Genomic DNA, 15,373 nt, shown 5'->3' on the forward strand with positions numbered 1-15,373 from the left:
AAACAAAACATCGTAATGTATGTATCTGCAAGCATATTATTTTATTTATAGGAGATGCATACATTGCACTGCTGGAAAACTATTAACGTAAAAAAACAATACGGCTTTGATCGTATTTTCATGTTGTCATCATTACTCGTCCTTGCCGTCTTTTCATTTTTCTATGTGATGATTGAAATATTAAACGATAATCAACTTTCTGATGAAAAATTCATTATTTTTCTATTAAGTTTTATATCATTGTATCCGATTCATAAAGCTATTCATTTCCTACCATTGATTCGATATCGCAATCGAATTCGCTTTTCTATAAAAAAACAATTTGGCTTTATGCCAATTTTGTCAATTCGCATTAAAGAACCGGTTCCAAAGGCACTATTCTTATTCGCTTTACTTGCACCGTTTTTTATTATTAACACTATTTTAATTATAGGTGCATTTACACTTCCGGAATTTGGACATTATTTCACAATGTTACTTGCTTATCATTGTGGTCTTTGTCTAATTGATCTGTTATATATTAAGAATCTTGCTCGCTCACCGAAAAAAGCGTTGATTGAAGAAACAGAAACTGGATATGAAATATTAGTCCCTCCTACTGTCTAATCAGTTTACTGTTCTTTTTCTTATGATTTTGATATGATTGTGTAGATTGGCAGAGGGGAGGAATAAGCGTGATTATCACAATAGTAGTGCTATTCTCGATTGTGTATTTATTCCAAATTAATCGCATGACCTATGCGTTATGTGCACAACGAGAAATTCCTGAAGAAAAGCAAAATAAGATTTTCAGAACAATAAATGTATTGGTAACAATTTTACTTGTTTCCTTTTACGTAGAAATTTTATTAACAGCATAAAAAAGTCCATTCGCCTGTACTAGGCAAATGGACTTTTTCTTTTTTACAATAGTAGTAATCTTGGTAAGAAACTCCTTCTTATAGAGAGTCTTTCCGTTCAGTTTAAAGCGCACAGTTTTAAACTAATTAACGCTTTTCACCTAACTTCGTTAGCACAAGAACGCTGCACCTACGATAATTAATAAGATAAATAGGACTACAATTAACGCAAAGCTGGATTGTTGATGATATTCACCACTCACTTCGCACACCCCCTCTCTCTTTGTTAGAATATGCTTTCTTGTTTGTCATCTGTAGGCAAATATGGGAACCATTTTTGTTTTTTCTTCGTTTATGGTATAGTAACTACTGCATCAAGAAGAGAGTTAGGAGAGATTTCCCATGAAAAAATCAGTATTAACATTAACTTTAGCAGCATCAGTTTTAGCACTATCAGCTTGTAGCGGTGACTCTGCATCAGATGATTCATCTGCAATTGTTACTTCAAAAGCTGGGGATATTTCAAAAAATGAACTATATGAAGAAATGAAACAGTCTGTTGGTAAACAAGCACTTCAAGTATTAATTATCGAAAAAGTATTGGCTTCAGAATATGAAGTTTCGGACAAAGAAGTAAAAGCTCAATTTGACAAAGAGAAAAAAGAAATGGGCGAAGGCTTCGATCAATATCTTGCACAACAAGGTCAAACTGAAGAAGGCTATAAAAAGTACATTCGTTTGAATTTATTGCAAGAAAAGGCTTTAACAGAAGGCGTTAAAGTTTCGGATAAAGAAGTTGAGGCTCAATACAAAAACATGCAAACAGAGTTAAATGCACGTCATGTGTTAGTTGCTGACGAAGCAACTGCTAAAGAAGTTAAAGCTAAGCTTGATGGTGGCGCTGACTTTGCTGAAGTAGCTAAAGAATACTCTACTGAGCAAGCAGCACAAGAATCAGGTGGAGAACTTGGTTGGTTCACTCCAGATAAAATGGTAAAAGAATTTTCTGATGCAGCGTTAGCTTTAGAAAAGAATACAATTAGTGAGCCAGTGAAATCAGAATTTGGTTTCCACATCATTGAAGTTACAGACAAACGTGAAGCGGATATCGGCACGCTTGAAGAAAATAAAGCAGAAATTACGAAAACACTAAAATTACAAAAAGCAGATACAGCTTCATTACTTCCAAAAGTTTCGAAATTGATGAAAGAAGCTGACATTAAAATCAAGGATGAAGATTTGAAAGATTCAATCGATCAAATTTTAAACCCTGAGCCAGCAGAACCAGCTGCAGCTGAATAAGATATTTAAAAGGCGTTCCCATTTGGGAGCGCCTTTTTGTATTGTTTCGTTTAGTTTAAAGTACCTAATATTATTCCGCGCTTTATAGTGTACCCGTCTAACTGGACAGCTCCGCCAGGCAGGCATATTGCACTGCTTGGTGGAGCTGAATTTGGGTCAAGAAAACGTTGTGACAAGATTTGTTAGATTTTCATTCGTCGGAGTCGAGCTTGAGTAGGCTTTTCTGCTTTTCTTATTCAAATGTTGGTTTGTAGAATGAACGATTGTCTAGCGGGAATAATCGCTCAGAAAATTCACCAGGATTTGTTTTATTTAATGCACGATCTAGCATGTTCATCTTCGCATCAATATTATCAATGTAGTGAAGCATTTCAGCTTCGCGTAGCATTGGCTTTTTAGGGCTTCCCCACTCTTCTTTACCATGATGAGACAACACCATGTGTTGAAGAAGCATGACTTCTTCTCCTACTATTTGCAATTCTTCTGCTGCCTTAGAAATTTCATTAACCATAATTGTTATATGGCCTAGTAAATTTCCTTCAATCGTATAAGAGGTTGCAATAGGACCAGATAGCTCCGTAACTTTTCCAACATCATGCAGTATGATACCAGCATATAGTAAATCTTTGTTTAATGATGGATACAAATCACATAACGACTTACCTAGTTTCAACATAGATACTACATGGTCTATTAATCCCGAAACATAGTCATGGTGATTTTTAGTAGCGGCAGGATATGTCATAATAGCAGCTTGATGTTTTTTCAACAAGTGTCGAGTAATTCGTTGAATGGCGGGATTCTTCATTTCGAAGAAAAATTGCATTAATTCCTCAAATAATACTTCTTTTGCTTTTTCAGCAGATGGAACTAAATCTGATAATGAAATTCCCTCATCTTCTTTTACAACACGAATGCTCTTTATTCGCAACTGGTTCTTGCCTCTATAATGTTGAATTTCTCCGCCTACTCGGACAATTGCCTCAGCATGATATAACGTTTCATGTTCTTCCGTTGTGTCCCATAGCTTTGCTTCAATATCTCCACTTTTATCTTGTAAAATGAGTGTCATAAATTTATTACCTGTAGTAGTAAATGCTTTGGTAGATTGTTTAATTAATAGAAAGTGGTCTACAGCTTCTCCTACCGCTAATTCTGTAATACGTTTCATATAGATGGCACACTCCTTTCGTTTTGCAATGCTGCGACATCAATGATGTGCGCTTTCGGCCAAATTGTTGTCATATCTTCATGACAAGTAAAGTATAAAAACTGATGATTGTTTTCTAAATCTGTCATTAATTGTACCATTTGTTTCACTCGAAAACGATCAAAATGGACAAATGGATCATCCATAACAATTGGTAATGGTATCGTGTTTACTAGAGATTCCGCCAAGGCAAAGCGTAATGAAATATATGCTTGTTCTTTCGTTGCTTGACTTAGTTCGGCAATTCGAAAACGAATACCATGTGGATTGACTGCTTCAAAAATTCCCTCTTCATTTACCTCCAACGAATCATAGCGACCTTTCGTTAAAAGATGAAAGAATTGTTGCGCTTTATTCAGAACAAATGGAAGACGCTTCTCTTTCAAGTTATACATCGTTTGATTAATTGCTTCAGTAATAGCTTTATTGACAGACCATTTGTGAGCGAGTTCTGCAAGTTCCGCCTTCTTTTGCTCAAATTGCTGTAGAGTTTGACCATAACTTTCGTCACTCAACATAAAATTCGTTTGCTGTTTTAGTGATGCTTTTTCCTCTAATAGCTCATTGCGCGTTTTAAGTAGATTTTCTGATTGCTCATGAAGTTGTTCTGAGGATAAATGCTGTTCTTGTTCATCTTCAGTTGCTAAATGAATTTCACCAATCGTATCCAACTGAGCCTCAATCGCTATTAAATCATGTTGAAGAGATTGCTTTTCTCTAAATGCACTGTCTGCTTTATAAAATGCAGATTCATCTCTAACCTCAGCTTCATTCCACAACAATTGCACTTCTTCTGACTGAGTATCAAATAATTGTTGTTTCTCATTCAATTGCAATATCCATTCTTTTCGTTTCATTTGCGCATGTTCTTGCTCTTTTTCACTCTCTTTATGAGAATTAGCCGCATCTCTTAAAGATCTATAAGCAGATTCTACAGAGAGCGATTTGCCCGTAACTTTTTCCATAATCGTAAGTCGGACAAGAATTTGATTTGTAATTGAATCGTACTCCAGTGACTTTCTAGAAATTTGCTGGTGAATTTCTTGTATTTGTCGAATTCGTTTAAAAAGTTCAGGAAACAATTGCGGCTGTAATAAACTATCAAATCCATGCAGCTTTAAAAATTGGTTTAGTAATTCTTGAGCTTCATCGCGTTTCCGATTAAAAGCTAATAAGTTTTGGTCAAGTTTCAAAGCTATTTGTTTTTTGTCTTGTCTTTGCTCATTGAGCTGCAAGAGTCGATCGTTAAATAATCTTACTTGTTCAGCTAACTGTTCAGTCTTTGACAGTCGTTGTTCAAGGGAAGCTATTTCTCCACTATAATCCTTCTGCTGTTTTCCGGTAGTTGGTTTACTCATCCGACTCATTAAAATATATATTACGCCGGCTAATAGAATACCTCCAATCGCGATTCCCCAATTACTTAAAGAAATAGCTCCAATTAGAGAAGTTATTAAAATAAGCGCACTTACAATAAATTGGGTATTTGTTTTTTGCGTTGTTGGTTCTTTGTAAACTTGTTGGAGTGCTTTTAATTCTGCTAATTGCCTTATCAAATTTTGCAGTTTTCCAACCTGTTGCTCATCTGCTTCACTTGGAGCTGATGCCTTAAGTTGGTTAAGCTTCCTCACAATATCTTCACTTTCAATTTCCAAACGTTCAAGACTCTGCATCTCAAAACGAATGCTTTCTTCTGATTGTTGCAAACGCAGCATGACTTGTTGGAAGTGCTCTTCTTTTTGAAGGGACATATCCATTTCCATTACCAGGTTGAAGTGGTTCTCGTCCTTAATGCCGAGCAACCGAGCTTGTTGTTGTCTGTCTAGTTTCAATTGTTCTAACTCGTTGGACAACTGTTGTTTCCGAAGATTCCAATGATGCCATTCTGTTTCTTTTGACAACAAGTCTTCCATTTCTTTTAACCGATTAGAATGGTCTATGCCATTTGTATGTTGCTCTACTTTTAAAATATCTTGTTGAAGTTGCATGATTTGAATGTGGAGCTCTTGTACGCGAACTTTTAAAGCTTCATATCGTCGGATTCCATCTCCAGGAAATGATGGTTGACCTATTGCAGAAAGTTTTGATTCTAGTTGTAGTTTTTGTTCGATCAAAGGTTTTGCTTGGCGATACTTGGCATATCGCTCACTCTTTTTTTGAAGTAAATGCTCTTCTGTTTTCAAGGAGACAAGTTGCTGGTCTATTTCAGATATGCGTAAAATAGTAGGCTCATACTGATCAAGTTTTATTCTAGCTTCTTTTAATGTTTGCTCAAGTGTTCGAATTTCTTCTATTTTCACGTTCATTTCCGGAATTTTCCCTGACTTCTTAAATAAAGTGTTCATTTCTTTTGTAGCGCGTTGTTCCATTTTCGTAATGGCATCGACTCCAGTTGTACCCGAAGCGAGGAGTGTTCTGCTTAATTCTTCTTCCGTCATTTTGTCAAAGTTTTGTAATTGATGAATTGAGAACGAGAAAATCGACTCGAACGAAACACGATCATAGTGATAAAGCACTTTTTTCAAAGCTTCTTCTTCGCCTCTTGTCCCGTCATCAAAGTATACGGTTACGTCCCCTGCAGATTTCCCCTTGACCCGTTCAATGACTACTTTTCCGAATTCCGGATGAGTAATATGTACTTGTCCACCATGCCTACCTCCTCCTTTTGGTTCGTATCTAAGTAATCCTTGATTTCGAAGTGGAAACCCAAACAGCACTGATAGTAAAAACTGTTGGATGGTGGTCTTACCTGCCTCATTCCATCCGAAAAATACATTCATCCTATTTTTCAGTTCAATCGTAGTATCTTCGTGCTGTCCAAAACCATAAATCACGAGTTTATTTATTCGCATGTTTGGTTATCACTCCTTTACTACAAGCTCTTTTTGTATGAATTCACTGGCTTTTCTACCAATAGTCTTATAGTCTTCTTCAGTTAATGTTTCCATAAATCTACTCATCCTTGGGTGTTGATAAACATCTCTAACTATTTCTTTCCAATCTTTAGTGTCCCAATTTCCCATTACTGAAATCACATTATCTGTTAATCCACTCGATTCCATATCAATAGTTTTTGAAGTTTCCATTGAAATAGACTGCACCCAAATTAAAGGATCTCTCATTTCTTGGGTTTCTCGAACCATTGATAGCCACTCATCCATTGGAGTACCATCAAGCATTGCCAACGTATTTGCATTGACTTCAGTTAACTTAACCTCTAAAACACCCGCTCCATATTTACTGCGGAATTGTTCAATCGCTACTTCAATCACTTCAAACCATTCATTAGCATGAACGATATCGTTACACGGACATATAACTTGATCATAAATAATCGCAGATGTCGGAATAAACGTTAGCTGTGCATCGCCTTTCGTAAGGGTAACATCATAAAATCCTTTAGGACCCTTTTCATTGCGATGACGACTTTGAATATTACCTGAATACACAATTGGTGGCTCCATGTGTAAAACTTGTCTTTTGTGAATATGACCAAGTGCCCAGTAATCATAATTTTTACTTATAAGTTCATCTTTTGTGAATGGTGCATACACGTCATGTGTTTTATCTCCAGCCAAACTACCATGTAACATGCCAATATGAATTGCTTCTTTGTCATTTGCTTCTGAATAAGAAGAAATCATGGATTCTTTAACGTGACGTTCTTTATAACTAAATCCACTTATATAAATATCTTGCTGTCGAATCCGAATATGAACCTTTTCTGTCTTCTTTTGAAAAACATGAACATTTGAAGACAGTTGAAAGCGCGTCCACTTGCCACCAAGATGATCATGATTGCCATGACAAATAAATACCGGAATTTGATGTTCATTTAATACTTCCATTCCTTGTTGGAATTTATGTTGCGCTCGTAAGCTGCGATCTTCCCCGTCGTATATATCGCCTACGACCAGAATGAAATCCGGTTTTTCTTGGACAGCAGATTGAATAAGTGTTTGAAAGGCATCGAACGTGCTATTCCGAAGAGTTTTTAATTGGTGATCTGGCATCGACGTAATTCCTTTAAATGGACTACCTAGATGCAAGTCAGCTACGTGAAAAAAGCGAATGGATGTCATACGGGACCCTCCTTCAATAATCGAATACTTGTTCTTATTTTATCATTTGAAATGGTAAATTACTATCTGAGCGAAGTCTTAAATTGTTAAACTTTTCTTTACTATTGTCTATGTCAAAGAAGTTTATTGTTATAGAAGTGAAATTATTTCATCATTCATAAAACCGGATGAAAACACGAAGTTTCTTTAAACAGAGATTCTGTCGATTTCCGTTCCAGGCGGACGCTTTCCGCGGGTGGTCCGTGTGCCTCCTCGTTCACTCCGCTCACTGTGGGGTCACACGTGGACGCACTTTTCCCGCCGGAGTCGCCGCCCTCCACTCCAATCAATTAATTGTTAACAAATTCAAAGGGATACCCTTCAACTTGTATTATCCATCAAAAGGTATTTATGAAATTGTCTTAATTAGAGTATTTTGGCGCCAGTATTCTTTGCGACGAGTAACCGCAGAAGCAGCTCTTTGAAGAATGAGTCACACAAGTATATGGTTTTCCTACTTGTAGGCTCATGCGGAACGTGAGGCTGCGAAAAGCTATTACGATAACAGCATTACCGTTTAGTTCTACTCACCTAAAAATAAAAAAACGAGGCAATATATGCCTCGCTCAACATTCTATTTCTTGCCTAATTGTATTGCCTTTTTAATGTCTTTCAACGATTGAGATGCGCCATACATTAACACGCCACCACGATATACACGTGATCCAAACCACCCTAAGATAAAAATCGTTATTAATAATATACTAATACCCAGCACCGGTTCCCAAAGTGGCAATTCTAGCATTCCTACACGCAAGAACATCACCAAAGGAGTAAAGAATGGGAAATATGATGCATATTGAACATAAGTTGCCTCTGGATTACCAAGTCCTGTAAACGCAATAAATGATGCGATTAAAATGATGAAAGTCATCGGTAGTAATAGTTGTTGCACATCTTCCGTTCTACTTACGAGAGAGCCAAGTAACGCTGCAAGAGTCGCATATAGGAAGTATCCTAATAAAAAGAACACAACGGCAAATATCATCGTGCTTACACTAACGTTTGAGAAACCGAAGAAAGAAAACACTCCGGACGTTAAGTCTGACGAGCTCGTTTTCAATGCAACAAAACCGGCCAATCCAAATAAGACGATTTGCAATAAACCAAGAGTTCCAACTCCCGCAATTTTAGCAAACATATGTTTAACCGGTGATACACTTGAAATGATGATTTCCATTACTCGTGAAGATTTCTCTGTCGCTACTTCCATCGCAATCATATTTGAATAGTAAAGCACGGCGAAATAAATCACGAAGATTAAGACATAAACCAGCCCACGTGCTTCGCTTAATTCCTCTTCCGATTTAGAAGAAGCACTAACGGCATCTTGCTCGAATTGAATTGGTGCAAATAACTGAGCAACTTCTTCTCCTGTAAGTTCTAAAGAATTCGCTTTAAGGTTCGTTTGTACGTTTTGTAGCGCTTCACGAAGAGTCATAGGTTGCTCGATCGCATTGGCATTCTTAGACGTGTACGTTGCTTGAATAGTATCAGAATCATTTAATTGTAAAACAAGAAAACTCGTAATTTTTTCATCCTTCACTTGCTTCTCTAACTCTTGAACGGGTTCAGTTGTCGATTTCAATGTTAAATCACTGTCTTTTGCGTCCAACTGTTCCTGCAGTTGTGCCATTAGACTACCACTATCATCAATTACATAAATGGTATCCTTGTCTGTTCCGTCTCCAAAGACCCCAACCTCTTGAACTTTTGAAATAATACTAGAAAGGTTTGCCATTAAGAAAATTCCGGCTACCACGATTATGGTGGTGATGACGAAGGATTTAGTTTTCACTTTAGTCCAGAAAGACTGTTTAAATATCGTCCAAAAATCACGCATGTTCTTTCCCCACCTTTTCAATGAAAATGTCTTGAAGGGATGGTTCTTCAATTGCAAAATAACGAATATCACCTTTTGTTAATGCTGTTCGCAAAAGTTCATGTGCGGTTCGTTCGTCTGAAATTTGAAAGAGTCCACCTTCAATAGAAGGATTAAACGAATTCACACCTTCCATTCCCTTTAAGAAAGAAAGGTCAAAGTCTGCTTTTATTCTCACATTTTGACGTCCAAATCCACGTTTCACTTCACGTAATGAGCCACTGACAATTGCTTCTCCGTGATGCATGATACACATTTGCTCACACAATTCTTCCACATGATCCATTCGATGACTAGAGAATACAATGGTTGCTCCTTCTTTTTGAATATCCAATATAGCTTTCTTCAACATTTCCACATTGACTGGATCTAGTCCACTAAATGGCTCATCTAAAATGATTAAGGATGGCTTATGAACGAGAGATGCTATAAGTTGAATTTTTTGTTGGTTTCCTTTAGACAATTCTTCCACTTTTTTGTGTGCAAAGTGCGGCACTTCAAAACGTTTCAGCCACTCATTTGATGCGATTTTCGCATCGTTTTTCTTCATGCCACGAAGCTGGCCTAAATAAACCAATTGATCTTCTACCTTCATTTTCGGATATAAACCTCGTTCCTCAGGTAAGTATCCGATATGTGAACTATTCGCATACGTAATGGGTTTTCCATTCCAAGTGATAGCCCCTTCTGTTGGATCGAGTAACCCAAGTATCATGCGAAATGTAGTAGTCTTCCCGGCACCATTTGCTCCTAAAAATCCATACATACTTCCTTGCTGAACAGTCATGTTTAAGTCACGAACAGCTGAGAAATCACCAAATTTCTTTGTTACATGTTCAATTTGTAATGTCATATTTCCACTCCTAATAAATTTTATCTCGACAACTATACTACTATTCAAAGACACTAACTTATTCGAGAATCTATACCGAATAAATCGGTTGTTCTTTAGTCATAACAATAATTAACTAATCCTTTTATTTAGGCTTGGTTGTCTAGCTGCCTTTCAACCTATTTTTTTGTTTTGAAAACTTGTATAATGAACATACATTCACTTCAGAAAGGTTGGACATTTATGAAACCTTATAAATTCACAGCATTTGAACAAACAGGAAAATTAATTCTTGAAGAAACATGGAATTTCGAATCTGACGATGAAGCAAAAGCAAAAGGCCAAGATATGATTGATGAAAAAGATTTTACGAATATGACCCATCGATTAGTAAACACTGCTGGAAAACTCATCCTTTTTCATAGTTAACTTTAAAAGTCAGATTCCTTTTAACAATTATAACCAAAAAAAGTCTGCTATGGCGATCATTCGCTGTAGCAGACTTTTCAATTAATGCCCTTTAAAACTCGGTTTACGTTTTTCTACAAATGCTTGAATACCTTCTAAGTGATCTTTCGATCGTCGCATTGCAGACTGAGATGAACTTTCTAGTGCTAAAACACGCTCTAACTCATGAACGTTTTGGGTATGTAATATTTGTTTAGAGGCAATCATCGCCTTAAGCGGAGATGATAAGAATCTTGCGGCCACAACTTCCGCTTGCTCATAAGCTCTGCCTTCAGCTGTTACCTCATCAATTAATCCTAATGCTAAAGCATCATGACCATTTAATACTTTCCCAGACCAAATCAATTGTTTCGCTTTCGGAATTCCTACACGTTCTTTTAAGAAGAAATGTCCTGCACCATCCGGGACTAAACCAATACCTATGAAGTTCATAGCAAGTTTACTATTTTCTTCAGCTACAACCACATCACAGCCTAGAACAAGACTAAAACCTAAACCTGCAGCAGCTCCATGTACAGATGCAATCGTTATCATTGGAAGCGTATAAAGCGCTTTTGCTAATCGAGAAACATCCACCATTACTGTATCAATATCTAACGGATTTGTTGGATCCATCATCGCTTTTATATCACCACCAGCTGAGAATGCCCGTCCTTCTCCTTTAATCAATAAAACTTGTAACTCTTTATCTTCATGTAATTCTTCTAGAGCTTCCGCAATTTCCTTCATCATAGTTCCATTCATCGCATTCATGCTTTGTGGTCTATTCAATGTTAAAGTTGCTAATCGACCGTTCTTTTCCATAGTTAATGTTTCAAATGTCATTATAGACACCTCTTTCCGAGTGAATAGTCATTCATAAGATTATATTCGAGAGTCCTTTTGTAAATCCCTTTAAATTCGTTAATTTATTCATACGACGTAAATATGATATGAGATTTAACCATCTAATAGCATTTATCTAGATTTCCAAAATCCGTTATTTAGTATGAATATTCAATCACGAAGGACCCAATACTAAGAAGATATGAACGATTAACCAGGAGGGTATTATGAAGAACGTTATCTATTTATTTGGTCCAACTGTTATGATTTTTATCGGACTTAGCTATTTAGAGTCCATTCCTATGACGTTTCTCTTATTTTATTGCTGGTTATTTTTTATTCCATTAATTACATATATAAAACATTCTAGTATTAAAGAAGCGTTTGTACGTTCCATAAAAAACGGGATGGCAGTAAAACCTTTATTAGTTGGCGTTATAAGTGGCGTTATTTGTTTGCTTTCCATATATACCTCTGTCGCGTTGGTACAAGGGCACTTATTTGATATGAATCGTCTATCAAAACTACTTATTCAGTGGGGTTTCAGCGGTACAAAGGTTTGGTTATTTATTTTAGTTTTAAGCTTCATTAATCCAATATTAGAGGAATTGTACTGGCGTGAATTTATGTACAAGCGTTATTTTGACAGGTTAGGGGTAACGAAAAGCGTCATTCTAACATCTTTTTTTTATGCACTCTATCATATGTTAGTCTTAATTCCACTATTCGACATGCCATTTAGCATCATTGCCACAATCCCTATTTTCTTTGCAGGCTTACTTTGGGGATATTTTAGAGTAAGACTTTCATCAATTATAGCTCCTATCATTAGTCATACACTCGCTGATATCGGTATCATTTTTGTCTACTTGCATTATCTCATGTGAATTAATTGAAACATTTTCCTTTTTTATACGTAAAGTACTTATTAAGAAAGGATGTTTCTATGAAAATTTTAATACAAGCATTTGTCGCTTCCCTTATTATTCATCTAATCTATTTTTTAGTGGTTGGATTAGTTGGACTGATAAAGACCTTAACTGACAAACCAAATCTGTCCATCAATCAAAACAGCGTCTCACTCCAAAATAATGTAGCTTTCGGTACCGTCGATGTTTCAAATACGTTTCTGTATTCATTCATTGGTGCAATCATCGATTTTTATCTACTATTAAGATCTATGTATGGCGTTAAGAAAGCGGCGTAGCAAAAAAAATTCACAAAAAAAGACCAACTCCCGAAGGAACTGGTCTTTGAATTAAAAGTTTAAAAGCCGCCTTTGCCGTAAATTGAATAAGAAAGTTTTAGACCACCACTTCTCAAAGTGGGTGCTCGCAGAAACTATCCTGTTTGTCCTCATTGATAATAAAATGAATGAGGCATGCCATTCCAGATTCTATAAAAACTCCCTGTTACAGATTAAAGGTTAAAACTTAATATCATTACGTACAATGCAGCTTGTATGAGTATCTTACAGCATTTGATTTTTACTTTCAATGGTAATTTTGTCCTCTTATATGATTTTTTATTAAATACTTCAATGATTCGTTATCATTTTGAATAAATTTGGCTACTGATTCCTTGTCGTTGAATTTTTTTTAGCATTGTCGTTGAGACCAACCTAACTTAAAAGGAATGAGTGATTATGAATGATTGAAAACTTTTTCACAGTAATAAGCGTGTTAGCCGTATTTCTATTGTTTTCATTAGGTTTGAAATCGCAATTAAAAGATCGTGAATATGATTTAAAACAAATTAAAACGACATCAAAGAAATTAGTTCTTGGTTACAACCTTTCAATTAATGGATTTGTAGGATTTTTATTTTTTTATGCTGTCCAACTGTTAATTCATTTTGGATTGTTCAATAACAAAGCGGTTTTCAATGAAGAATCGGCCCAAGTGTTTATTTATATTTCGTTAATCTGCTTATTCATCGGAAAGTATTTGGTGTATAGATTAAAAAGTGAATTGCCAAAGACTTTATATTAATGACACCTATATCCCTTTTATAGAAGAAACACTTAAATTCTATAAGAGAAAATATTGGTAAACAATGCGATTAATTTTAAGTACAATAGAAAGAGGACAGTTTCGTATAGCGCAAATGGAACAACAGAGCTAATTAAAAAGAAGGCATTTGTCACGTGATTACTGTCTAATTGAAATACTTTTATAAAGTTATCAAAGTGTTATTTTTTTGAGTAAAACAAATCATTTGCTAATCTTGGAATTAGGTGCTATGATAAAGAAGAATTATTTTTGTCGGTGTAAAAGATTAGTATACGTTTCAAACTTATCGTCTTAATGATCACTTTGGGCAGGGATAGTATTACATTGTGTGAATTTCACACTAGGAGGCAACAAAAATGGAACAAGGTACAGTAAAATGGTTTAATGCAGAAAAAGGTTTTGGTTTTATCGAGCGTGAAAATGGGGACGATGTATTCGTACATTTCTCAGCAATCCAAAGTGAAGGCTTCAAATCTTTAGACGAAGGTCAAAAAGTAACTTTCGACGTTGAGCAAGGCGCTCGTGGAGCTCAAGCTTCAAACGTAAACAAAGCTTAATTTTAACTTTCAAACAGACTCTACTTTGTAGAGTCTGTTTTTTATTTGACCAAAATTATAAAGACCACTGCTCAATTTCTTAGCAGTGGTCTTTATATCAGCGACTTTCCAATGTTTCAAATAAATAAAATCAGTATAGTAAAGAACACAACGCCTAGTAAAAACGCTCTCAGGCTATTTTGACGATCTTCAGGGAGCTCTTCTTTCATGACGTTTAATATGATCGCTCCTGCAATAAAAGCAGCTAAAAGCGATACCATAACTTCTGGAATACCAGAAAATCTACCTACAGCCCATCCAAAAAGAACCGCTATTGACAGTAACCATCTTCCGTATCGATCGTATACATCTTTATGTGATTCTCTTAAACTCCAATCATTTGTAAGAAAGTGTACTGCCATTGCTATAAAGTAAAAGGAAAGACCTAAAACCCCATCATACTCCCCTTTCACAAGTAAATAGCCAATAATCGCATTGTAAACAAAGAACATGCCTATATGTATTTGAAAAATCCTCATAGAAGCTTCTTCGTCTTCTGCAGTTTTATTTACATGTTTCATCTTCCTTACAATTAATTCTAAACAATAAAAAACCACTAGGCCAAACATCGCCATCATATAAATATGATCTTCGAGCAAAATCAAGATTTTATTATCAAGTGTATTTTCTAACATCTTTTGATAGGTATTTAACTCTGGTAGTAAAAGGACAAATACATAAGCGACTGCCACCCCTGAAGAAAGTGAGAGAAATCGCTGTCTTTTATCAGAGTGCAAAAAATCCAGTTTTTTCGAAAAAATATGAACAGACATAAGACCAATAGTGAATAAAAACGTAATAAGTGTCATTACAAAGCCAACCCTTCGAAGCAATCTATATTAATGTGAATACCCTTTTTCATTAAGAATATCCATTTCAACAACTATTTATTTATCTATTTTCCTCAAAAAGAAAAACCAGCACTGGGCTGGTTTAAATTCCTTCATATAATGATTGAACGGGTTTCATCAATACACGGTTTACTTCTTCAACGAGACCACTAAGCGCCATTTCGGCTTGAAGCATTTTTTCAATCTTAGGATTTGCTTGTGCGAGTTGCGCCGTTTTTTGAGCGTACTCAATTTCTTCACCTGAAATCTCTTCACCCTGCATTTGTTTTTGTTGTAACGTCAGTTGCAAGTCACGAAAGCTCTTGAACAAAGCAAGTGCTTGTTCATCATTTTTAACCTCTGTCACTGCTTGTTGTACAGCTGCAAATTCAGTTGTATTTCTAAATGTGTTCTCTAAACGATTAATATCGTCATAAATGTTTACCGTCATGTGCT

17 protein-coding genes and 1 other RNA gene are annotated in these 15,373 nt (G+C 35.9%); 8 read left to right on the top strand and 10 right to left on the bottom strand.

The window, feature by feature from the left end:
• Positions 1-63 precede the first annotated feature (63 nt).
• Both WBG45_RS07680 and WBG45_RS07685 read left to right on the top strand, forming a co-directional pair.
• Entirely contained in the window at positions 64-606 is a 543-nt protein-coding gene (locus WBG45_RS07680) for a DUF3267 domain-containing protein (RefSeq protein ID WP_424413451.1), read from the top strand.
• Positions 607-674: 68 nt separating this feature from the next.
• A complete protein-coding gene (locus WBG45_RS07685) occupies positions 675-860 on the top strand; it encodes a hypothetical protein (RefSeq protein WP_024533945.1) in 186 nt (61 codons plus the stop codon).
• A gap of 149 nt (positions 861-1,009) precedes the next feature.
• On the opposite strand, the gene WBG45_RS07690 is transcribed toward WBG45_RS07685, so the two are convergent.
• Positions 1,010-1,102: a YjcZ family sporulation protein gene (locus tag WBG45_RS07690; RefSeq protein ID WP_424413452.1), complete on the bottom strand. Its 93-nt coding sequence runs from the start codon at positions 1,100-1,102 to the stop codon at positions 1,010-1,012.
• Between the two features lie 139 nt (positions 1,103-1,241).
• Here WBG45_RS07690 and WBG45_RS07695 point away from each other — a divergent pair, with 139 nt between their 5' ends.
• Positions 1,242-2,141: a peptidylprolyl isomerase gene (locus WBG45_RS07695; protein ID WP_424413454.1), complete on the top strand. Its 900-nt coding sequence runs from the start codon at positions 1,242-1,244 to the stop codon at positions 2,139-2,141.
• A 232-nt stretch (positions 2,142-2,373) separates the two neighbouring features.
• On the opposite strand, the gene yhaM is transcribed toward WBG45_RS07695, so the two are convergent.
• The 5 genes from yhaM to WBG45_RS07720 form a co-directional block, all read right to left on the bottom strand.
• Positions 2,374-3,312 carry a 3'-5' exoribonuclease YhaM gene (gene yhaM, locus WBG45_RS07700; RefSeq protein WP_424413455.1) on the bottom strand — a complete coding sequence of 313 codons (939 nt, stop codon included), beginning with the start codon at positions 3,310-3,312 and terminating at the stop codon, positions 2,374-2,376.
• Positions 3,309-6,203 carry an AAA family ATPase gene (locus WBG45_RS07705; protein ID WP_424413456.1) on the bottom strand — a complete coding sequence of 965 codons (2,895 nt, stop codon included), beginning with the start codon at positions 6,201-6,203 and terminating at the stop codon, positions 3,309-3,311. Before WBG45_RS07705 ends, yhaM begins: the two co-directional genes overlap by 4 nt.
• Before the next feature lie 9 nt (positions 6,204-6,212).
• Entirely contained in the window at positions 6,213-7,433 is a 1,221-nt protein-coding gene (locus WBG45_RS07710) for a metallophosphoesterase family protein (protein ID WP_424413457.1), read from the bottom strand.
• A 613-nt stretch (positions 7,434-8,046) separates the two neighbouring features.
• Positions 8,047-9,315 (bottom strand): ABC transporter permease, encoded by a 1,269-nt coding sequence (locus WBG45_RS07715; RefSeq protein ID WP_424413459.1) that lies wholly within the window; start codon positions 9,313-9,315, stop codon positions 8,047-8,049.
• The gene (locus WBG45_RS07720) at positions 9,308-10,207 is read right to left on the bottom strand and encodes an ABC transporter ATP-binding protein (protein WP_424413461.1); all 900 of its coding nucleotides are present in this window, start codon (positions 10,205-10,207) and stop codon (positions 9,308-9,310) included. The genes WBG45_RS07715 and WBG45_RS07720 overlap by 8 nt, the downstream gene beginning before the upstream one ends.
• A gap of 222 nt (positions 10,208-10,429) precedes the next feature.
• On the opposite strand from WBG45_RS07720, the gene WBG45_RS07725 reads away from it, so the two are divergent.
• On the top strand, positions 10,430-10,615 hold the full coding sequence (locus tag WBG45_RS07725; RefSeq protein WP_424413463.1) for a YhzD family protein: 186 nt from the start codon (positions 10,430-10,432) through the stop codon (positions 10,613-10,615).
• An 81-nt stretch (positions 10,616-10,696) separates the two neighbouring features.
• On the opposite strand, the gene WBG45_RS07730 is transcribed toward WBG45_RS07725, so the two are convergent.
• Entirely contained in the window at positions 10,697-11,479 is a 783-nt protein-coding gene (locus WBG45_RS07730) for an enoyl-CoA hydratase (protein ID WP_424413465.1), read from the bottom strand.
• A 227-nt stretch (positions 11,480-11,706) separates the two neighbouring features.
• On the opposite strand from WBG45_RS07730, the gene WBG45_RS07735 reads away from it, so the two are divergent.
• Positions 11,707-12,366 (top strand): CPBP family intramembrane glutamic endopeptidase, encoded by a 660-nt coding sequence (locus WBG45_RS07735; RefSeq protein WP_424413467.1) that lies wholly within the window; start codon positions 11,707-11,709, stop codon positions 12,364-12,366.
• A 59-nt stretch (positions 12,367-12,425) separates the two neighbouring features.
• Positions 12,426-12,686, top strand: coding sequence for a hypothetical protein (locus WBG45_RS07740; RefSeq protein ID WP_424413469.1), 261 nt, complete (start codon positions 12,426-12,428; stop codon positions 12,684-12,686).
• A 59-nt stretch (positions 12,687-12,745) separates the two neighbouring features.
• Here WBG45_RS07740 and ssrS read toward each other — a convergent pair.
• Positions 12,746-12,942: non-coding RNA, 6S RNA (gene ssrS / locus WBG45_RS07745), on the bottom strand.
• 186 nt (positions 12,943-13,128) lie between these two features.
• Here ssrS and WBG45_RS07750 point away from each other — a divergent pair.
• Positions 13,129-13,470, top strand: coding sequence for a hypothetical protein (locus WBG45_RS07750; RefSeq protein WP_424413470.1), 342 nt, complete (start codon positions 13,129-13,131; stop codon positions 13,468-13,470).
• 377 nt (positions 13,471-13,847) lie between these two features.
• Entirely contained in the window at positions 13,848-14,048 is a 201-nt protein-coding gene (locus WBG45_RS07755) for a cold-shock protein (protein ID WP_108585255.1), read from the top strand.
• Between the two features lie 116 nt (positions 14,049-14,164).
• Here WBG45_RS07755 and WBG45_RS07760 read toward each other — a convergent pair whose 3' ends face one another.
• Both WBG45_RS07760 and WBG45_RS07765 read right to left on the bottom strand, forming a co-directional pair.
• Positions 14,165-14,896, bottom strand: coding sequence for a hypothetical protein (locus WBG45_RS07760; protein ID WP_424413472.1), 732 nt, complete (start codon positions 14,894-14,896; stop codon positions 14,165-14,167).
• Positions 14,897-15,020: 124 nt separating this feature from the next.
• Positions 15,021-15,368 (bottom strand): YlbF family regulator, encoded by a 348-nt coding sequence (locus tag WBG45_RS07765; protein WP_024533932.1) that lies wholly within the window; start codon positions 15,366-15,368, stop codon positions 15,021-15,023.
• Positions 15,369-15,373 lie beyond the last annotated feature (5 nt).

It is taken from the genome of Paenisporosarcina sp., assembly GCF_049671445.1.
Lineage (GTDB): Bacteria > Bacillota > Bacilli > Bacillales_A > Planococcaceae > Paenisporosarcina.